Origin of the sequence: Faecalibacterium sp. i21-0019-B1 (assembly GCF_042852915.1) — a bacterium.
Lineage (GTDB): Bacteria > Bacillota > Clostridia > Oscillospirales > Ruminococcaceae > Faecalibacterium > Faecalibacterium taiwanense.
The window spans coordinates 2,946,133-2,966,072 of the sequence record NZ_AP031425.1 but is presented as its reverse complement, the minus strand read 5'-3'; the positions used below and the strand labels follow the sequence as shown (position 1 = coordinate 2,966,072).

Sequence of the window (19,940 nt, the reverse complement as noted above, 5' to 3'; positions counted from 1 at the left end):
TACAGACCGTACAGGTTGTACGAACTTCTTCCGTGAAAAAATGCACTTTTTACGGGCAGGGGTGGACAAGCGGTTCGATGCCCACGAAACCACGCACCCTGCGGCCACCGGGCAGGTAGATGTTGTTGGTGGCTTCAAGGTTATAGCGGCGGTCATTCTGACGCAGCTCTGCGCTGAAACGGATGGCCGATACGCTGTGACAGGCGTTGTCCTCGCACCACAGTTTGTAGATTTCATAGAAGTCCTTGGAGCTGATGGAATAGTCCGCCTTGAAGCGGAAATAGCCCTCGGACTCCATGAAGTCGATGACGTTGTTGCTGCTGCGCTTGATGGTGTCCACGTTGGCGGCGGCACGTTCGCTGACCGTGAAGCGGAAATCGTTCTGCACCAGCCGGTGCAGCCCTTCCAGACACCACAGCAGGATGCCCTCCATCTCGGCACACATCTTCTCCACAAGGAAGGGGTCGTCTGTGCGGTCGGCAGGCTTGTCCTTTGTGGTCAGGATGAGCTGGCGGCGAAAGAAGCCGTCCGAATGGTCGTACAGTGAGGTCAACGCACCGTTGCCGAAACAGAGGAACCGGGCGTAAATGTCACGCTGGTAGCTCTGGACACCCTTGCGCTCCAAGTCCAGCTTGGCCTCGGCGGTCACGATGGTCTTAATATAATTCGTTTTGGGCAGGGCGTTCATGTCCATGTCATCGTCGATCATGAGCAGGCGGCGTTCCAAATCGGCACGGGCAAAGCGATTGTTCTCGACTTTCTGGACGCTGCCATTGCTGGCGGCATCTCCCATGAGCCGTTTCAGTACCAGCCCGATTCTGGATTTGCCCTCGCCGCCCTTGCCGACAATGAGCATCATCTTCTGCCCCTTGGTGCTGGGGATGAGGCAGTAGCCCAGATACTCCTGCAAGGTGGGGATGTCGGCATCGTCCAGCAGCTCGTGCAGAAAGGTCAGCCAGCGGTCAGGGCTGGCGGCTTTGGGGTCATACCTCACAGGCAGGCGGTTCTGGCAGAACAGGCGGATCTCCTGAAAAGTGCCGTCCGGCAGATGGTACACGCCGTTCTGGAGGTGGATGCAGTCCTGTTCGATGGGGAACGGGTCGGAAAAGGCCAGCAGCTTGATGGTCTCCAGAATGTTGGTGACTTTTTTGGACAGGCCGGAGGTGACATATTCCTCGATATTCTCCAAGATGCGCTGCTTGATCTCACTTTCGTCCTCTACCGGGCCGTCCAGCGTGTACAGTGTACCGTTGACGCATTTCAGCGGCCACTGTTCCAGAAAGGCGCGACCAAACTGGACTTCGTCAATTTTCTTGCCGTTGTACCAGTCCGGCCATAAGGGATTGCGGGAAATGTTTTTCTTCATAGGGTGTTCCTCCTTTAGAAAAGTGAAGTGGTGGGTCTCACGGTGAGCCCCACCACTTCAGGTGAATAAATTATCAGGCGCACTTTGCCAGAGAAAGGCGGTCGGTGCGCTCCTCCAGCATCAGCAGGTACGACTCGGACAGCAGCCGTGCAGCGGCAGCGGCCTTCTGCTGGGGTGTCCCAAATGCAACGCAGTCCGTCAGGTGCTCGATGGTCTCGGTCATGTGGAGGGCTTCCACGAACCGCTCGTCCAGCGGTTCTTCCAAGCTGGCGGGCTTGTAACGCTCCTGCCAGTCGTGCAGCAGGTCGAGATAATCGGTCAGCACCCGCAGGCAGTAGGCAATGTCTGCCCACTGCTCGTCCGTCAGGTCACGCTTGGGCGGCGGCAGGGCGATGGCATTGGCGGGCGGCTTGTCCGGGTCAAGCCCGAAGTCGTGTATCAGCTTCTCGGCGGCTTGCCGGGGGTTCAGGTCAAACAGCTTGGCGGTGAGGTCGATGGCATCGCCGTTGGCTCCGCAGCCAAAGCAGTAATAATAGGTGTCGTTCAGCTTCATGCTGGGGTCGCTGTCGGAATGGAACGGACAGCACACCATGCCATGGCGGTCGGGCTCCATGCCGTACATCTCTCCCACCTGCCGAACGGTGATGGCGGACTTGACAGTTTGATACAGGCTCAAGGGCATTCCTCCTTTGTGTTGTGTACTGCACCAGAGTACCCCGTGTGGGAACTCTGGTATTTTTTGCTTCCTGCCTGAATATACGGGGAATTTTGCAGAAAGAGCAAAAAAGCGGCAAAACTGCAACGGAAAAAGAAAAAAGCCCTTACTGGTTGCAGGGCTGCAACAGCAAGGGCAGAGAGGAAAACGTATATTGAATAAAACGGCAGAGCGTATTATAATGAGGAAAAAACTCAAAAAGGAGGGCCGACCACATGGCACAGGAATATCTGCCCGCACCATCCAACATCCGTCTTGCGGACTTGATGAAAGAGCACAACATCAGCCAACCGGAGCTTGCCAAGGAGCTCGGCTGCTCCAAAAGCACCATCAGCCGCTTCATCAGCGGTGCAAAAGGGACGCTGACCCATGAGCAGGTGCTGAAGATCGCAAGGCTGTTCAACGTATCTACGGATTTCCTGCTGGGAGAAACCAACATCCCCGACCGCAAGAACTATGATATTGCCGAACTGGGTTTGTCCGCAGAAGCTGCAAAGAACCTCTACACGGGGCGTGTCAATACAGAGGTGGTCAACCTGCTGTTGGAAAACGCTCGCTTCGCAGAGCTTACTTACCGCATAGCGCAGTATTTTGATGATACCTTTGCGTCTGGTATTGCGGCACAGAACGCCATGCTCACGACATTGAGCACCCTGCTGCGCACAAAGGTCAAGACCCCGGAAGCAGCCAAAGCCGCAAAGGACATCAGCCTACGGAGAAAGCCCGTGTATCAAGGCGACCTTGATGACATTGAAATGTACTTCATGGCAGCGGTCAAGGAAATCAAAAAGGGCATCGGGAGCCATTACGCCGAACAGGAAGCCATGAGCAAGAAAGTGGCCGAGAAGATGTTCAATGAACTGACCAAAGGTCAGGATGTACAGCACCCAACGATCACGGCAGAGCAGTTGACGGATGCAATGTTGGACAGCGTTTCGGGTATGGAGGGAGCCACGCCGGAAGCACTGGAACAGCTGCGGAACGGTCTGTTGGGAATCTTGCAGTCTGCCGCAGAGCAGGAAAACGGCCATGAAGCAGACGAATGAACGGCTTTGTGCGCTGGCGCAGAAAGGCGATGCTGCCGCGCTGGACAGCCTGATCGACAACAACAAGTCCTTTATCGGCAAGGTGGCAAATGACCTTTTCCGCAGTATGAATCTGGCACAGTCCGGTCTGAATCTTGACACGGACGATTTGAAACAGGCGGGGAATCTGGGCTTATGGAAAGCCGTGCCGAAATTTGATGCGGCGCGCGGCATGAAGTTCCTGACCTATGCGGCTCCTGCCATTCGCAACGCCATGATGGACATGGTACGGGATGCCTTTGTCACTTTTGAACAGCGGATGGTGACGGAGGATAAGGACGGTATCTGCTACCAGCGCGTTTCGCTGGATGATGTTCTGCCGGGAGAAGAGCAGCTGCGGCGCATCGAAGCCATAGCCGACCCTTATGCCATGCAGCCGCAGAGCATTATAGAGGAACAGGAATCGCGCCGGGAGCTGTACGATGGCCTGAAACGGCTGACCCAGCGAGAGCAGACCTATCTGCTGTACCGCTATGGCTTTACTGATGGCGAGGAACATCCGCTGATCGGCACAGCGATATACTTTCACCTGACAAAAGGCCGCGCCAAAAAGACGGAGGAACAGGCCATGGATAACCTTTGGCTGGAACTGCCGTGGTGGTTTATCTGAATGAAAAGAAAAAATCGTGATTGTGCTACAAGCTTTATGGGAATTTATGTGCAACTATACGATTTTGAGAAATTTTGTAGACGTATGAAACAAAATAGGATTAAATCTAAGTATCTAAGGAACGTTGATTTCACGGAGCCGCTGATTACCGACTGTAGGATTTGAGGAGGATGCCGTTTTATGAAAATTGCACGAGATAAAATGCTTTTTTCAAAAGATCTTATTCATACACTGGCGTATGTCGGAATGTTCGTGGCGGCAATTATATCGCTTGGAGCGTGTAAGTCTGGTATTTGGGTGGCTGCGATATTAGCATGGATTGTAGCAGGTATAATTATCGGATTGGCGATTATTTCTGACTATAAAAAGGCAGAACTTTTGAAAAATGGAACAAGAATCACCGGAAAGGTTACAGCAACAAAACGAGTACATATAAAATTTCATATGAGTACCTACCACCTTGCCGATGAAGATGTAATCTATCCATATGTGGTACATTATCAGTATAAAGTTAAAGGTGAAACCTATAATGGCAAGTCGCAGTGGTTTTGGTTCAATCCATGTATTCCGAAAGGGACACCGATAAAAATTCTAGTAGACCCAAAGAATCCGGCCAGAAGTGCAGTTTTCAAACCAGAAAGCTGAAGATAGCCTTCAGTCGAAGTAGAGGTAAAATAAAAAGTTTGGCCGTATAGCGTGCTTATCTAAAAGAAGATTGTAATTGTGTTACAAATTTTCAGAAAATTTATGTGCATCTATACGATTTTGAAAAATTTTGTGGACAAACGAAATAAATTGGGCTTAAATTTCGTTATCTAAACAAAAAGCAAGGAGGGAGTTTTGATGACCTGTAAAAATTGCGGTTATGAAAACAAGCTGGGTGTTCGATATTGCCAGCGGTGCGGTCAGTATATTGAACCAAAACGGACATTGGCACAAGAAGTTAAATCGTGGGATTTTAGAAGTCTCGCTGGTGTTGGCCGTAGAGATGTGAATATTGCGCCGCTGTTTACTGCATCACCCGTTCAAACTCCAGCAAAAGCACACCAAACGCCCTCGCCTGTTGAACCGATGCCAGACGGAAGATGGTATTGCCCGGACTGCGGAACATTAAATGCTTCTTCTGAACGTTTTTGCAAAAGCTGTGGAAAAGTTCGATAACTATCGTTTAGCATTAAAAACTACGGAAGCTTTACGCTGAAAGCTGTAACTTTAAGCAGACCGGAAAGCTTATAATGAGGGTAGAACAGAAATATGACCAACGAAGATACCACTGATTTTGACGAGCACTTCGCTAAAATTTCGTCCTATATTGTGGACACATTGCACGGCGTTCCACTTGAGATGACCGAGGATGAAAAAGAACAATTTCGCATACAGGTTATTTCAAATCAGTATGCAGAACGGTTGCTAAGTGAAGCCGAAAAGACAGAAACGTATAGAGGTTTATCAAAAATTGATATTCTCCATACAGTTTCTATCCCTCAACTGGCTAGAACAATCCCACTTAAAGGTTTGAATCTCAGTTTAGAAAAATACAGAATGCCGGATGGTGTAATAATAGAGGTTGAGAGTTCGTCACATTATTTGGGGTTATTTAGTGAGAAAAATGATTCTTCCACAAATTGGATAGAAAAGATCATGGAGGGTGTCGGTATTCACTAGATGGATTCTCAAGAAGCATAAACAGCCCGCTATTTGCAGAGAATTCTGGAAGAAAATTGAAGAAAGCATCCTTCCGGCAACAGCACCCCGGACGTTTGTGAACTCTCACAACAGAGATCAAGAACCAATCCCTGCTTTGCGCTTACACCGTTTTGGTGACATTTTTTCTCCGTCTTGCTACAATATTGTGGATTTTTTCTATTTGTGCTTTGCTATTATCAACATCTAAAATGGAAACCGTGATGGAGGTGATTCCAATGCAGATAATTTCCTTGAAAACAAATTGAATGCTTTGGCAAACGGTGGCCAGCTCTCCATTTCCTACGACATCACGATTCCGTAATAAAAGCATTAGATAATGGGTATAAAAGCCACGATTCTTTAGAGTCGAAAGAAAAGAATCGTGGCTTTGTACGTTTGAATTATGGAGCAAGCAAAATGAATAAGAAATTGGAATTTTTTAGCAGTATGGCGGTTGCCTTTATAGTTTTGATATTGGTCTTTCTTTGCATTCGTTTTTCAGGTCAGGGAAAATTTGCTACACATGGAGGAACCAATCCGTCTGATGTAAAATGTATTTATACTTCAGTTTGGCCGGATAATGAATACACTAGGCTTATTTGTGAGCCGGAAAGTGGAACGATAGAATATATATTGGATGGTTCTAATGCTGGGTATTATGCAATCTTTTATAATAATATCTCTGAAGAAGAAATACAAAAATATATTGACCAATTGAAAACCTTAGGATACGCTGAAGAGGCATCGGCTTCAGAAAGCGTTTCGACAGGCGTTTTGCTAAGAAAAGATGAAACATGGATAAGCATTGCATACTCAGAGGGAGGATTTGGAATCCGGATTTCAGTAGAAAAATCCTGAATAAAAGAGATGCTGGGGAATCCCGGTTATCCCTATGATGCAGTGGAAAGAAAATGGATTGCTCAATATTGGAGGCTCCAACCACAGCTTCTTTGTTGAAATGTTAATCAGTTAGATACCGCCAGACGGTTTATTTAGAACGAGGTTAAGTTGGAACAGCCGATGCCACACTCGGAACAAACAATAGCGGAGGCCGTACAAGATATGTGCTAGTATGGGAGAAAGATGGCATATCACATACGATCATTGGAAAGATACCGCGTGAAGAGATTCTAAAAATTGCAGAGAGCATTTCCTAACTGGCTGAATTTTTGCCCACACGCTTGTAATTATTTACAAATGTGTGGACACTTTTTCGTTGAAGCGTCCAAAGCTGACAAGATTTTGAACTTTTTTCAAAAAAGCTGTCACAAACGCAGTGTGAGCAACGTTGACTAAGCAAAAGCTCCTGGGGGAGTGTACAAAATGGAGGTTATTCATTAATCAAAATGACGAAAGAAGAAATCATTTCCATGCTATCAAAGGAATTGAACAGTGAATGGACGAATGGAGTCACATGTTTGATGGTGGAAAATTCCGATAGCTATATTCCAGTAATAGTTCATCACAATAAAAATGAACTTATTGTTGAAGTAGGAGAACAAGACAAGAAGATTTACCGCATCGGACGAAATGAGCTAAATAAAACATCTTAGTCATCACCAAAAAAATCATTGAAATCAGTCACAATTTGACGCATAGAATATGAATTCAAACTTGATATGAGGTGATTCCAATGCAGAAAAAATAGAACACATATTTCGAAAATATTGCTACCATCAAACTGTCAAAGAATACAAGTCAAACGGTTCTTTGATTCGTTCTAAAACGGATTACTATCAGGCTATTGGTGGTTAAGTCACTCCGTTTGTAAGGAAAGGGTTGAAAATGGATTTTCTTAAACAAAAAGGGCCATTAGCAAGAGAATTCTGCAACACGTTGATTTACATTATTTCGTTAGTGTCATTAAAGCCTTCAAGCCTTCAGAGGGTGTTGACAGAACTTCAATGGAATGGGATGTGGTTCTTTTCTCTGGCATTTTTCGCTGTCATCTTTATGGAAATGCTGTCCGATTTTTTGCTGGTTACAGATCGCTGCACTGCATGGAAAGCATTAAATGGAAATGTCAGCGAAGCCGAATTTCACAATCTTCAGCAGATTGTCCTATGCGAAAATCAGAAAGTTTCCATTGAGAAGAAACTTGCAAGTACGATACTACTGGTTCTGATGATATGTGCAACTGCTGCATTTGTGTGGTTTACCTTTTTGGTATAAGGTTTTGTTATGAAAGAGATAATTATTATACCACATATTGGAATTGGACAATTAAAATTAGGTATGGCACCAGATGAGCTAGAAAAAACTCTTCTGCAAATGAAGAGACAATGGTCGAATTCTTCTAATGAAGCAATGCAAATGGAACGTTGTGCGGAAACCGATGACCCTAATTTGATAACCGGACGATATATGGATAATGATTCGTTCTTTCTAGTGCAGTATCGGAACGGAAAAGCTACTGAAATCGGCATCCAGAGAGATCTGTCTAAAGTTGCGTCAATAAAACTGTTCGGAATGGACATGTTTAATACAACCGCCGAGTGTATTATTGATAGCTTAATGAAAAAGGACAAAGTTATTTGCAACGAAAAGGACTTGCAACTTGGGACGGAATATATTTTTCCCAAAAGTGGAGTCCGACTCTGGAGAGAGCGAGCATTTCATCCCAAATTGTTGAAAGACCCGTTATACATGGAAGAAATGCAGGCGGTATTAGAAGACGAATACCAGTATCAGTATTTTCAGATGGTCACCATAATAGATTGAACTACTAACTAAGAGCCCTCTATTTGTAACGACTGCAAGTAGAGGGCTGTTGATCTGTTTGGAATATTTCAATTAAAGGTCAATCTTCCAGTCTGCCATGGTCGCAGCCAAGTGAAAGGTAGTGTTCAATCTCACCACTCAGCACAAGCTGGGCGTACTCCAATGGCTTATTGTAGAGCAGCCAGTCCAGTTCTGCCCGCTGTGCCGGGGTGTTGCCGTACTCGTCCTCAATGGCAATGCAGTCGATGGCAACAGCAGAGCCGTCCGCAAACTGGGCTTCCACCCGGTTGGTGTCCATATTGTAGTGGCAAGAAAGCAGTTTGTTCATAGTCGTGTCCTCCATGACTTGATTTTGATGTTCGGCCACTCAAACCAATGCCGTCAAGCCGGTGGGGGATAGAGCGATTTTATTTGTCGGGGAGTAAGTGCACGGTTTCTGCACGGATTTTGCACGGTTTCAAAACGTGCAGAAGGTGCTTTTCGTTACAAAATCCGACAAAGGGTGCAGAAATTACTGGGTGAAAAATCACGTTGTCTTGATTAAAAATAACGATGACTCGAAACTTCCATAAATTGAGACGAACCGGCGGCTTGCTCTCTTAATCAGTGGGCCCAGGGTTCGAGTCCCTGGAGGTGCACCAGATATTGAACGCCAAATCGTAAGATTTGGCGTTCTTTCTTTATGTAAGAAAGCGGCTGCACACTTTCTGCACACCGTTTGCACATTTGCCCGAATCAGGGGCTTTTCTGCGCAAGGTTTGCACAGCCTGCTTTCCTTTGCATAAAAAGAAGAAATTTTAGGCGAACAAGGCTCTCGTCAATTCTCTGCGTTCGTCTGCATCCATCAGCCGGATGGCTTCAAGGATCTCCTTACCGGAGATTTTTGTTGCCGCCGGCTTTTCGTTTTGCCGGGGCTGAGGTGCTGCTGGGGTCAGGTCTTGGGTGTAGAAGTTCGCTTCGATCTTCTCGGTCAGTTCCAGACGGGGTTTGTCCTGCGTGTGGGCGTAGGTGTCCATCAGGACAGATGCGGTGGCATGACCTGTATTGCCTTGCACCGACTTGAAATCACCATCCGACTGCAAGAGCTGGTAGGTGGCACTGGAATGCCGTAGACCATGGAACACGATCTGCTCGAACTCCGGGTGCGCTGACTGCCATTGCCGATACCACTTGGTCAGCAGTTCTGGCGCAATGGGCAAGCCGTCCGGGAGCCGGAACAGTTGCCCGCAGTTGCTGTACTTTTCCGGGGCGTTCTGCTCGTCCTGCTTCAGCTTTTCCAACCATGCCAGAAGTTCTTCCTTCAAGGGCTTCGTCATATACAGGACGCGGTTGGACTTCTTGGTCTTAGGCTTTTTCAGGATGAGAGAGGATTTGCTTCCCTCACGCCTGTCCGGGAAGGTGTGATACACCTGATTGGGGTCGAGCTTTTCCAGAGCGTCCTTGTTGGCTCGCTGCATGGTTTTGCTGACCGAGATGGTACCACGACCATCGGCGGCATCAAAATCCAGATCACTCGGCTGTAAGCCGAGAATTTCGCCCTCACGGAGCGAAAGGATCATGCTCATGTGCACCGCCAGATGCAGGACAGGGTTCTCGATGGTCTGCAAGGCTGCCAGCATGGTTTTCTCGTCCCAGATGATGCGTTCCTCGACGTTGACCTTGGGGGCATCACGGGGCAGGGAATCTTGTGGATGAGGTCCCACTCCACCGCATAGGAAAATGCGGTCTTGAGCAGCGTGTGGACTTCGTGGATAAAGGTGCTGGACAGCAGACGCTTCTTCTGCTTCTTGGACAGGTCCTGCTTCACACCGTGCACATATTGCCCGCAGGGGGTCTTGGCAAGGGTGGCATAGAACTTCTCAATGTCGTAGGTGCGCAGCTCCTGTACCTTCCGTTTCCCGATATACGGCACGATAAGGTTCTGCACCATCGCTACGGACTGAGTGTAGGTCTTGGGGGACCACTTGTGCTTTGTGGACTGAATTGGTATCCATTTGTACAGCATCTCCTCCACCGTCATGGTGTCGGGGACAAGGAACGTGCCGTCCAGCAATTCTTTCTCGACCGTGATCTTTCGCTCCTGCGCCTCCTTTTTGGTCTTGAAACTCTCCCATCCCTCGCAGGGCTTGCCGGAATGGTCTTTGTACTTGTAACGGACGGAGTAAGAATCTCCGCGCTTCATGATAGATGCCATAGATTACCTCCCTCAGACCGCCGCAAACCAGTTGTCGAAACTCTGCTTGTTCACCCGGATGCTGGTGCCGATGCGCAGCACCCGGAAATCCTTCGTGGTGTTGCACAGGTTGTACGCCGCACGGGGAGAGATCGCCAAAAGTTGGGCAATCTCCTCCACCCGGTAAACAAGAGGTTCGTGCTTGGCTGCTTTGGTCTGGTCAGAAGATCCAATGGCAGGGGATTTAGACGCTTTCATTGTAACCGGGTTCGAGTCCATTTTCAAGGACTTATTCGTATAATCTTTATATTTCACATCTTCGGTCATGTCAGGCCGATTCATATTCATAGGCAGACCTCCACTTCCTTGTAACCGGGTGCCGGGGCAGAAAGTGCCAGCTTTCTGCTCCGAACTCTCCCGATGAGGTTCAGATTTCCGAGTGCCTCTCCTGTGTGCGGGGCTGTGCCGCTGGTTTGTTTTGCGCCTGTTCTGCCTGCAAGCGGCTCAGCAGTTGCAGAACGGAATCCCGTGCTTTCTCCTTGACCTGCTCCTTGCTCTTCTGTCGGACATCCGGCTTCAGCAGCTTCTCCTGCAAGCGGGTAGCGGTGGTTTGCATGGTTTTGAGAAACTTGTCCAGCACGGTGTCAAGACGGTGGGCGGCATATTCCCTCGTGGCTTTGGGAGCCTTGCGTTCCGGGGACAGCACCCACTTTTTTGTGTCCTCGATCATCCGCATATCTTCCTTGCGGGTCTCGGTGCGTACCACGTCCGTCACGACCTCCACCGCCTTGTCGTAGGCCGCAGCCGAAACATCTTCCAGCAAGGTTTTCCATGTCCGAAACTTTCAGGGTCAACTCGTTCAGCTTGCTCTGCTGGGCGGCAAGCTGCTCCTTCTGCTTGGCAAGAATGAAGTCCTGCTTTTCCAGATATTTGCGGTTGCCGTACTCCGCTTCTTCCTCCAATTCCAGTCCATGCCGCTTGGCGATCTCGAACAGCATCTTTCGACAGGCGGCATCAAAGGTGATCTTGCGGTTGTTCCGGCGGCTGAGAGGCTTATCCGGGTCGGGCAAGTCGAAACCTAACGCTTCCAATGCCTTTTCCTGCTGGGGTGCCACCTCGCCGTACTTGTTTTCGCAGTCGAACACATGACGCTCGTGGATGTGGGGTGTGCTTTCGTCCAGATGCAGTGCCCAGTCCAGCACATGAACATGGTCGCCGAATTTAGCCTTGAACTCCTCGATGAACTCGGTGACGATGTTCAGCAGATCCTCCGCCGAAGCGTGTTCATCCAGCGTTCCAAGTTGGTAAATAGTCTCTTCCGGGCAGGTCTTGCGGCTGGACAGCAGGTCGGGAATAGAGCGGTTGCGCTCCGTGTGCCGGATTTTGGCATTGCGCTCGTTCTGGCTTTCCACAAAAACCGTGTAGTGGGTTTCGTAGAACTGCCGTTCTACGTCCGAGAAGGTTGCCGCCAGATCGTCCGTGTCTTGTGGAGCGAGAGCCGAACGGAAACCGTGAAAGCAGTCCCAGTAGATGTTACCCTTGGCACGTTCCGGGTCGATGTGCTCACTGTTGGCAAGGTTGAAACTCCGGTCATTGTGTTTTGGGTTATAGGTGCCGTGGGCTCCGGCTCGTCCGTTGTGTCGTGTTAATTTCAGATAGGCATCCCTCCGTTTCAACAGCTTGGCGTGGAAAAACGCAGCAGCGGAGCTGCTGGATCTGCCGCCGTTTTGCGCCAGATAATACCCAGTAGTAGTATATGACGCACAGCATCATATCACTGGGCAAGGGTTTCACCCTTGACCCTTGCAAAGAGCTGGTCTCGCCTGTCGGCTCGGTCGGTGCTTCAAAATACCTGCGGCCTTTTGAGGTCGCCACTGGCGACCCGCACCTCTGCACTCTTGCTCCGGGCAAGCCGCCCTGAAGGACAGCTCGTCCGGTTTTTCAGAGGGTCATTTTGACCCTCTGATTTTGGCAAACTGTCAACCTGACACTTTGCCAACACCCCCCTATAAAGGAGAACTTTGGCGTTTCGCTGCGTACGTGCGTACGCAGCAGGCGGCTTTCTCTGTACGCACGTACGCAGCGAAAGACCGAAAACGCACCATATAGGGGGATCAAAAGCGGGTCATGCCCGCCAGCCATTGGGGGGTGAGGTCAGGCTGCACAAGGGCTTCGATGCCCACAAAGCCCCGGACACGCCGCCCGGAAGAATTGATGATGTTGTTGGTGTGTTCCAGATTGTACCTGCGCTGGTTGGCAATCAGCGCATCGCTGAATCCTCTGGCCTTGATCGCATTCAGGCTGTTCTCCTCACACCACATCTTGTAGATCTCATACAGCTCTTTCGAGCTGGTGCAGGCATCCGCCTTCAAGCGGATGTAGCCCTCGGATTCGAGGAAATCGAACACGTTGTTGTCCCGCTTCACCAGTTCCCGATTGCGCTTGGCACGGTCACTCTCGGTGAACTGGAAGCCATTCTTCACCAGCCGCTGCAAGCCCTCAAATGCCCACAGCAGGATGCCCTCAACCTCTGCCGCCATCTTCTCGGCAATGTCCGGGTCATCCACACGAGACAGGGGCTTGTCCTTGGTGGTCAGGATGAGCTGACGGCGATAGAAACCGTCCGAGCGGTCATACAATGCCTGCAGATCGCCGTTGCTGAACGCCAGCAGACGGGCGTACATCCAACCCTGATAGCTCTGTTTGCCCTTGCGCTCCAAGTCCATCTGCCCCTGTGCGGTCACAATGGATTTGACATAGTTGGTCTGACGCAGGGCTTCCATCCGCATATCATCGTCCACGCAGAGCAGGGTGTGCTCCAGATCGGCACGAGCAAAACGGTTCTCCGAGATTTTGCCGATGCTGCCATCCTTCATGTTGCAGCCGAACAGCCGGGACAGCACCACACCGATCTGCGACTTGCCCTCGCCGCCGCTGCCCTTGATGACCATCATGCGCTGCCCCTTATTGCTGGGAATCAGGCAATAGCCGATGAACTCCTGCACTGTGGGAATGTCCTCCGGGTAGAGCAGGTCGGACAGGAACCGCAGCCAGTGGACGGGCTGGGCGGCTTTCGGGTCATACTTGACGGGCAGACGGTTGCGCACAATCTCCGGCTTACCTTCCTGAAAGGTACCGGCCAGATACAGGGTGCCGTTTGCCAGCGCAATGCGGTCGGTGACGGGCGGGAAGTCCTCCACCTGTGCCGCCAGTTTCAGAACATCTACGACATTGCTGACCCGTTTTGCGATATTTGCGCCGATATGGTCTCGCAGCATATCGAAAATTTCACAGCGCAGGTTCATGGTGTCCGTGACCCTGCCTTCCGGGGTGAAAAATGCGCCATTCGAGTAAAGCAGCTGGTGGGTACTCAGAAAATCATCACAAAACAGGGATTCGTTGAAAAAAACCTTCTTGAACCATGCGGGGGTAAAATTACTCATAGGCATTCCATCCTTTCGTTGGCGTCACGGAAAACGATGTGGTCAATTTGACCACATCGTTTTTCTCCGCAACTGGGAAATCAACGTCCTGCCGTTTTCCCTGCATGGCTTTCCTGCCCCCTTCCGGCGGCGTTTTCCGGCTCTCCCACTTGGGGGTCATCGCCGGGTATCCCATGCAGACGGTCATGCGGTTTTCAAGGTCCAACGGGCAAAACGGCAACAAAAAAGCCGTCACAGAACAGACCAGCCCTGCCTTCGCTTTTTCTAGAAGGTCATGCTAGTCGGTTATGTAACGGCTGAAAGCCAAGATGTTCAGCCCCGCAGGGTCTGAACGAATATGTAAAAATATGTTATATTCAATTGTTGGGATAGATTACCACAAAAATCGAACCGTGTCAACAAAAAGTTTTGAAAGCGCGTTGTTTTCGGCAGCTTGCAAGAAAAAGCAAGGGAAACTTTGGCAAAAAGAGAGAGGGCTGGGCGGTGCCAGCCCTCTTGACAAGGCAATGAGGCACATCAATATGGGCTTGCAAAATTTATTAAGGGAATGCGGTGATAGTAGGACTTATACAAATCAAAACACCGCCCGATTCTGGTGAAGGAGAACCAGAATTGAACGGTGCAAATGGAAGAAGGAGAAAAGCGTAGAAAATCAGACGATGCAATCTGGGAGCAGCGCATGGAGCTGTGTCAGCAGTTCTTCGCAGGAATCGGAATAAATCACAAGGGTAAGCGGATTACTCAGGTCGAGACTGTAAATGCCAAGCAGGGATTTGGCATCAATGGTATATCGCCCGGAGACTAAGTCCATCTCATAGGGATATTTGGACAGCAAATCTACAAAGTCCTTGACCTGATCGACCTGCCGCATTCTGATCTGTAATTTTGTCATAGGGTATCCTTTCTTTTACATCAGTGGGATAGAGGCAATGCAGTTCTGAATTTCCACCATGGAGGGCATTGCAGGGATTGCGCCGCCCTTTGTCGTGGTCAGACTGCCCGCTGCATTGCCGAAGCGGACGATTTCTTCAAGCTCAAATGCAGGGAGGGTACGCAAATCCTCCGCAGCTTTTCTCCGCAGCTGGTAGTGAATTGCGCCCATGAAAGCATCGCCTGCACCCGTCGTGTCCACGGTAGGCACATCATAGGTGGGAAGATGCCCTGCGCCCACAGCGTTCCGGTAATAAGCACCCTTTGCACCCAGCGATACCAGCACAAGAGATGGCCCCATTTCGAGCAGGGCTTGTGAGCCGCGGGCAAGGTCGCTTTCGTTTGTGATAAGCTGCATTTCTTCCTCGGAAACTTTCAGAAGATCCGCCAGCTTGACACCTTCCTGCATCTGGACAACGGCATCTGCCGGGTGCTCCCACAGAAGCGGACGGTAATTGGGGTCAAAGCTGACCAGCTTGCCCTGCTGCCGTGCATACCGCGCAGCTTCCAACGTGGCGGTGCGGCTCGGGTCGGAGGTCAGAGAGACAGAGCCGAAATGGAAGATGGCAGCATCGTCAATCAGATTCCTGTTGACTTCTGCCGAAGTCAGCATCACATCGGCACCGGGGTTCCGGTAAAAGGTAAAGGAGCGGTCTCCCTTGCTGTCAAGCTGTACGAAGGCAAGGGTCGTGGGAATCTTTTCGTCAATCACCAGACCGGACACATCAATGCTGCTTTCCACAAGAGTCTGGCGGAGAAAATCGCCAAATCCGTCTTTGCCGACTTTTCCGATGAATGCTGTTTTGCCGCCCAGACGGGCATTCATGGCAAGGACATTGGCGGGTGCACCGCCGGGATTCCGGGCAAACAATTCGATGCCCTGTGCATTGGTTCCGTTCGGGGTAAAGTCGATCAGGCTTTCTCCCAAAGCTACAACATCAAACATGGTATCACCTCAACCTGTTTTTTTAGCGTTCAGTTCGGACATAATCTGGTTATACGAACGCTTACTGATTCGGTAGAAGAACAGGACAATCGCTGTTATCAGCCACAGCACACCGGGAAGCAGCGAGAATGCATAGTGCATCGCATTCTGCACGGCAGCATTCTGCACCTGATTGGGGGCAAAACTCAATGTACTCAGCACACCAGCCAGCGCAGAGGTGCCAATCGCCATGCCCAGCTTGTTCCCCAGTGAAACGAATGCGTACTGGAAACCATCGTTGCGGACACCGGTTTTCCACTCGCCATACTCCACGCAGTCGGGAATGATGGCGTAGATGGCGGTATTGAATCCGCAGAAGAAGAACTGGGACAGTGCAGCGAATGTATAGAACGGAATGGGAGAAGAAACTGCACTGAAGAAATAGAGCGCAATCAGGGAAACGCCGGTTCCGGCAGCGAAAAGGGAAGCGGTGTGCCCTTTGTTGCCCAGCTTTTCAAACACGAAGGGGAATGCCGCAGCACCCAGAATGGAGGGAACGATCAGGATCATCGAGTAGATGGTAAACAGATTCTCGTTGCCTTCCACATATTTGAAGTAATAGAGCAGGTCGGCATTGCGGCCATACAGCGTCACACCGAACAGGAACTGACCCGCCAGTGCAATCAGGTAGGGCTTGTTCTGAAGCGCTGCATCCAACTGCTTTTTCAGTGAGACTTTTTTCCGCTCCGGGGGCTGGACGACCTCTTTGGTTTTGGCAAAACAGAACCAGTGACAGAGGGTGAAGATACCGCCGTAAAGGACGGTCACCAGAAGATATCCCCGTGCTGCATTATCACCGCCAAAAGCAGAGATCAAAGGTAGGGTGATGATGTTGATGATATTGATGGCGATCATGGCACAGACGGAGCGGGAGGTGTTGATTTTCGCACGCTCCTCGATGTTCTGGGTCAGGGTGCCGCAGAGCGTACCATAAGGGATGTTCACGCAAGTATAGCCCAGAACCAGTACACAGTAAGTAATGTACATATACAGGCTCTTAGCACTGTCTGACCATGTGGGGTGCGCCCAGAACGTCAGCACGAGCACCACAGCAGTTGCCGGTGCGCCGAACAGCAGCCATGGACGGTAGCGTCCCCAGCGGGAACGGGTGCGGTCGCTCAGCGAACCGATCACGGGGTCATTGATGGCATCCCAGAAGCGGGAGACCAGCATCAGGAGGGACACTGCCGCCATGCTGATGCCGCAGACATCGGTGTAAAAAATCATCAAGAAGTTGCCAACGAACATCCAGCTGAAGTTGCAACCCACATCGCCCATGCCGTAAGCGATTTTACTGATCAGAGGGACTTTGATGTTCGTATCCTGCTGTTTCGGCTCTGCTGTGTAACTCATACGACGCGCTCCTTTCTCCTCTTGACGCGATGCTTATAATTTCTGGCAGAACTCTATTCTCTCTTTATTCGGGCCTTCGACCATGAAAAAGCGAACACCGTTTTCCCAGAACGGCAGTGACTGGATGCTGGAATGCAGCAGGTGCATCCCTGCCTCTTTTGCCGCAGCAAAGGCGGCTTCGATATCGGTCGTTGCCAGAGCTACATGGTCGATTGCTCCGGCCTTTTCCGCCGCACGATGGTTTTCATAGGTTTCGATCATCAGATCGCCAAGCTGAAGAAACGCAACGCGCTCCCCGGCGGCTTTGTTCACCGTTTCCAGCGCAGAAACAAACCCCAGCTTCTTGTAAAATGCAATGGTCTTGTCGAGATCATTTGTTGGGATGCCAATGTGCGCCACACCGGTCAGAACCTGCGGAAAGCTCATACCTTCGTTTCCTCCGCAATCTTCACCACTGCTTTGACGATGTTGGCCTTGTCCGAAATGCTCTTGTCCATGGCATTCTGGATGTCGTCAAAGTCAAAGATGTTGGTCACAATACCCTTCAGATTGATTTTGCCGGAAGCAACGGCATCGATCGCCATGGGGTAAATGTGGCGATAACGGAACACGGTCTTGAAGGTCAGTTCCTTGTCCAGTGCAAGGCTCATAGGCAGGGTCATCTCGCCGGATTTGGAGTAACCAACCAGAACGATGTTTGCGCCCTTCTGCGCCATCTCAATGGCCTGGCGGGTAGTGATTTCTGTACCAGCAGTCTCGATAACGAGGTCGCAGCCCAGACCATCGGTCAGATCGAGAATCGTCTGGACAGCATCCTTTTCGCGGCTGTTGATCACACCGTCTGCACCCAGTTCAAGAGCCTTATCCAGACGCTTCTGCATGATATCTACAACGTAAACACGGGAAACACCCTCGGCTTTCAGCGCCATCATGGAGACCAGACCAATGCAGCCTGCACCCATGACCACCGCAGTCTGACCGGCATGAGCACCGCCCTGATTGGCGGCGTGGAAACCAACGGCCAGAGGCTCGATCAGCGCACCTTCCATGGTGCTTACGTTGTCCGGTAGCTTGAAGCAGAGGTTTGCTTCATGTGCCACATACTCCTGAAAAACACCGTCTACCGGCGGGGTAGCGAAGAACACGACATCCGGGCAGAGGTTGTATTTGCCCTCACGGCAGAACTTGCAGTGACCGCAGGTCTTGCCCGGCTCCAGCGCAACGCGGTCGCCGACTTTCAGATGCTTAACAGCACTGCCAACTTCCACGACTGTGCCGCCCGGCTCGTGGCCCAGCACGAACGGTGGCTTGACCACATAATTGCCGATCGCACCCGTTTCATAGTAGTGCATATCGCTGCCGCAGATGCCAACGTATTCCAGCTTGACAAGAACCTCGTCCTCTTTGGGTGTGGGGATCGGGCGGGTGGTGTAGCCCATCTTGCCGATGCCGTTCATGACTGCAACTTTCATTGTGCCTTTCATAAGATGACCTCCGTTTTTATTTGTTTATTAACTTTTATAAAGTGTTTATGAATGTGACTACAAATTAACACACCGCACAACCAAAGTCAAGCCCTTTTTCGCGGATTCGGAAAACTGCACAAGGAAAAAGCGGCGGAATTGTGCAAAAAATCGAGGACGGCAGGTGCCGTCCTCGATGGGAAGGTTTATAGGTTCTGAATAAAGGCTTCGATATGGAGCAGAGCGGCTCCCAGCGCAGAGGCTTCCAGCCTATAGCGGCTGAACTTCAGGTAGGAACTGTCCGGCTCAAACGTATTACGCTCGACCAGCATTTCCCGGAGCGGTTCGCCAAACTCTGCCAGAAAGCCGCCAACGTAGCCGCCAACAATTACATCACAGTCGAAGGTCATGCGCAGATTATTGACTGCTACAGCAAGGTAAGAAAGGTATTCATTCCATGCCGTTTGCAAAGCTGCATTGCCGGAGCGCAACCCGTCAAAGAATAGTGCAAGATTTCCGTCGGTCAGCTGGGAGAGGACTTTTGCAGAGCAATAGGCATCCAGACAGCCCTTTTTTCCGCAGTAGCAGGGGCGGCCATCGGGAACGAGCGTGTTGTGCCCGAACTCTCCGGCACGAAGATGGTCGCCGCCATAGAGCGCTCCACCGGTCAGAATCGCACCGCCGACACTGTTGCTCAGAGAAAGGTAGACAAGGCTGCGGGGAGATTCGAGGTCGCGCACTTCAGCAAGTCCGGCAGCGTTCGCGTCGTTGATGAACCGGCAGGAGAACGGGATGTAACGGCTGAATTCTTCGGTAGGAACATTCCGCAGACCCAAGGCATGAGAGTAAACCAATGTCTGCCCCTCTTTGTCCAGAATACCGGGCAGCGAAATGCCGACGCCCAAGATTTTTTCGACCGGGCAGCCCTCTTTTTCAATCAGCCCCTGCACGATTCCGGCAAGCATTTCCGCATAGGTGTCCGACCGCTCATAAAGACGCTTTTTACGCTCATAGTGGAGAAGGTTACCGGACAGATCGACCAGAACTGCTCCGACATGATTCTGGGTGATCTCCAGTCCGACCGCAAGTCTGGCATTCCGCACGGGAGCAAATGCTCTCGCCTTGCGCCCACCGGTAGATTCAAAGGTGCCGACCTCCTGCACCAGTCCCATCGCCATCAGTTCTTTGACATTCTGCAATACGGTCGGCCAGCTGTTGTTGACTTTTGCCGCAAGCTCCGGCTGCGAGATTCGGTCGCAGGAAAAAATGCTGCGAATCGTTCGGATGCGGTTGATTTTTTTAACATCACGGTTATTTGCGCCGCTGCCGGTCATGGGCTTACTCACCTCCAAGAGCAGATTCAACATTTGAAAGAAGATTTATAAAGCTCTTTCTTATTATAGAGAATCT

22 protein-coding genes and 2 pseudogenes are annotated in these 19,940 nt (G+C 50.6%); 9 read left to right on the top strand and 15 right to left on the bottom strand.

Annotation, left to right across the window (positions count from 1 at the left end; all coding sequences use genetic code 11):
- Window positions 1-49 precede the first annotated feature (49 nt).
- Window positions 50-1,366, bottom strand: a complete 1,317-nt coding sequence (locus ACGHP1_RS14725; RefSeq protein WP_390509773.1) for a phage/plasmid primase, P4 family — start codon at window positions 1,364-1,366, stop codon at window positions 50-52.
- A 73-nt stretch (window positions 1,367-1,439) separates the two neighbouring features.
- Complete coding sequence (locus ACGHP1_RS14720; RefSeq protein WP_390509772.1) at window positions 1,440-2,048, bottom strand: CHC2 zinc finger domain-containing protein; 609 nt, start codon at window positions 2,046-2,048, stop codon at window positions 1,440-1,442.
- A 248-nt stretch (window positions 2,049-2,296) separates the two neighbouring features.
- On the opposite strand from ACGHP1_RS14720, the gene ACGHP1_RS14715 reads away from it, so the two are divergent.
- The 9 genes and pseudogenes from ACGHP1_RS14715 (at window position 2,297) to ACGHP1_RS14675 (ending at window position 8,183) form a co-directional block, all read left to right on the top strand.
- The gene (locus tag ACGHP1_RS14715; RefSeq protein ID WP_390509771.1) at window positions 2,297-3,127 is read left to right on the top strand and encodes a helix-turn-helix domain-containing protein; all 831 of its coding nucleotides are present in this window, start codon (window positions 2,297-2,299) and stop codon (window positions 3,125-3,127) included.
- Entirely contained in the window at window positions 3,111-3,776 is a 666-nt protein-coding gene (locus ACGHP1_RS14710) for a sigma-70 family RNA polymerase sigma factor (protein ID WP_390509770.1), read from the top strand. The genes ACGHP1_RS14715 and ACGHP1_RS14710 overlap by 17 nt, the downstream gene beginning before the upstream one ends.
- A 180-nt stretch (window positions 3,777-3,956) precedes the next feature.
- Entirely contained in the window at window positions 3,957-4,421 is a 465-nt protein-coding gene (locus tag ACGHP1_RS14705) for a DUF3592 domain-containing protein (RefSeq protein ID WP_207684876.1), read from the top strand.
- Window positions 4,422-4,619: 198 nt separating this feature from the next.
- A complete protein-coding gene (locus ACGHP1_RS14700; protein ID WP_117948353.1) occupies window positions 4,620-4,937 on the top strand; it encodes a zinc-ribbon domain-containing protein in 318 nt (105 codons plus the stop codon).
- 93 nt (window positions 4,938-5,030) lie between these two features.
- The gene (locus tag ACGHP1_RS14695) at window positions 5,031-5,441 is read left to right on the top strand and encodes a hypothetical protein (RefSeq protein ID WP_390509768.1); all 411 of its coding nucleotides are present in this window, start codon (window positions 5,031-5,033) and stop codon (window positions 5,439-5,441) included.
- Window positions 5,442-5,879: 438 nt separating this feature from the next.
- Window positions 5,880-6,320 carry a hypothetical protein gene (locus ACGHP1_RS14690; RefSeq protein WP_005929376.1) on the top strand — a complete coding sequence of 147 codons (441 nt, stop codon included), beginning with the start codon at window positions 5,880-5,882 and terminating at the stop codon, window positions 6,318-6,320.
- Between the two features lie 164 nt (window positions 6,321-6,484).
- Window positions 6,485-6,619, top strand: a pseudogene (locus ACGHP1_RS14685) (DUF4367 domain-containing protein); the annotation flags it as partial.
- A 628-nt stretch (window positions 6,620-7,247) separates the two neighbouring features.
- Entirely contained in the window at window positions 7,248-7,634 is a 387-nt protein-coding gene (locus ACGHP1_RS14680; protein ID WP_223382614.1) for a hypothetical protein, read from the top strand.
- Between the two features lie 9 nt (window positions 7,635-7,643).
- Window positions 7,644-8,183 (top strand): hypothetical protein, encoded by a 540-nt coding sequence (locus tag ACGHP1_RS14675; RefSeq protein ID WP_015564577.1) that lies wholly within the window; start codon window positions 7,644-7,646, stop codon window positions 8,181-8,183.
- A gap of 79 nt (window positions 8,184-8,262) precedes the next feature.
- Here ACGHP1_RS14675 and ACGHP1_RS14670 read toward each other — a convergent pair whose 3' ends face one another.
- From ACGHP1_RS14670 to ACGHP1_RS14610, 13 genes and pseudogenes are all read right to left on the bottom strand, one after another.
- Window positions 8,263-8,511, bottom strand: coding sequence for a DUF6061 family protein (locus tag ACGHP1_RS14670; protein WP_015564576.1), 249 nt, complete (start codon window positions 8,509-8,511; stop codon window positions 8,263-8,265).
- A gap of 469 nt (window positions 8,512-8,980) precedes the next feature.
- Window positions 8,981-10,377 (bottom strand): annotated as a pseudogene (xerC, locus tag ACGHP1_RS14665) (tyrosine recombinase XerC).
- A gap of 12 nt (window positions 10,378-10,389) precedes the next feature.
- Entirely contained in the window at window positions 10,390-10,704 is a 315-nt protein-coding gene (locus ACGHP1_RS14660) for a helix-turn-helix domain-containing protein (protein ID WP_390509766.1), read from the bottom strand.
- Window positions 10,705-10,783: 79 nt separating this feature from the next.
- Window positions 10,784-11,086 carry a hypothetical protein gene (locus ACGHP1_RS14655; protein WP_390509765.1) on the bottom strand — a complete coding sequence of 101 codons (303 nt, stop codon included), beginning with the start codon at window positions 11,084-11,086 and terminating at the stop codon, window positions 10,784-10,786.
- Window positions 11,001-12,032, bottom strand: a complete 1,032-nt coding sequence (locus tag ACGHP1_RS14650; protein ID WP_390509764.1) for a hypothetical protein — start codon at window positions 12,030-12,032, stop codon at window positions 11,001-11,003. Before ACGHP1_RS14650 ends, ACGHP1_RS14655 begins: the two co-directional genes overlap by 86 nt.
- A 438-nt stretch (window positions 12,033-12,470) precedes the next feature.
- Window positions 12,471-13,799: a phage/plasmid primase, P4 family gene (locus ACGHP1_RS14645; protein ID WP_390509763.1), complete on the bottom strand. Its 1,329-nt coding sequence runs from the start codon at window positions 13,797-13,799 to the stop codon at window positions 12,471-12,473.
- Window positions 13,792-13,959 (bottom strand): hypothetical protein, encoded by a 168-nt coding sequence (locus ACGHP1_RS14640; protein WP_390509762.1) that lies wholly within the window; start codon window positions 13,957-13,959, stop codon window positions 13,792-13,794. Before ACGHP1_RS14640 ends, ACGHP1_RS14645 begins: the two co-directional genes overlap by 8 nt.
- Window positions 13,960-14,451: 492 nt before the next feature.
- On the bottom strand, window positions 14,452-14,691 hold the full coding sequence (locus tag ACGHP1_RS14635; protein ID WP_015564590.1) for an HPr family phosphocarrier protein: 240 nt from the start codon (window positions 14,689-14,691) through the stop codon (window positions 14,452-14,454).
- A gap of 15 nt (window positions 14,692-14,706) precedes the next feature.
- Window positions 14,707-15,675 carry a carbohydrate kinase gene (locus ACGHP1_RS14630; protein ID WP_005940986.1) on the bottom strand — a complete coding sequence of 323 codons (969 nt, stop codon included), beginning with the start codon at window positions 15,673-15,675 and terminating at the stop codon, window positions 14,707-14,709.
- A gap of 9 nt (window positions 15,676-15,684) precedes the next feature.
- Entirely contained in the window at window positions 15,685-17,067 is a 1,383-nt protein-coding gene (locus ACGHP1_RS14625; protein WP_390509761.1) for an MFS transporter, read from the bottom strand.
- Window positions 17,068-17,100: 33 nt separating this feature from the next.
- Window positions 17,101-17,493, bottom strand: coding sequence for a VOC family protein (locus ACGHP1_RS14620; RefSeq protein WP_117476342.1), 393 nt, complete (start codon window positions 17,491-17,493; stop codon window positions 17,101-17,103).
- On the bottom strand, window positions 17,490-18,551 hold the full coding sequence (locus ACGHP1_RS14615) for an NAD(P)-dependent alcohol dehydrogenase (protein ID WP_005940978.1): 1,062 nt from the start codon (window positions 18,549-18,551) through the stop codon (window positions 17,490-17,492). The genes ACGHP1_RS14620 and ACGHP1_RS14615 overlap by 4 nt, the downstream gene beginning before the upstream one ends.
- A 185-nt stretch (window positions 18,552-18,736) precedes the next feature.
- Window positions 18,737-19,864, bottom strand: coding sequence for an ROK family transcriptional regulator (locus ACGHP1_RS14610; protein WP_044953544.1), 1,128 nt, complete (start codon window positions 19,862-19,864; stop codon window positions 18,737-18,739).
- Window positions 19,865-19,940: the final 76 nt, after the last annotated feature.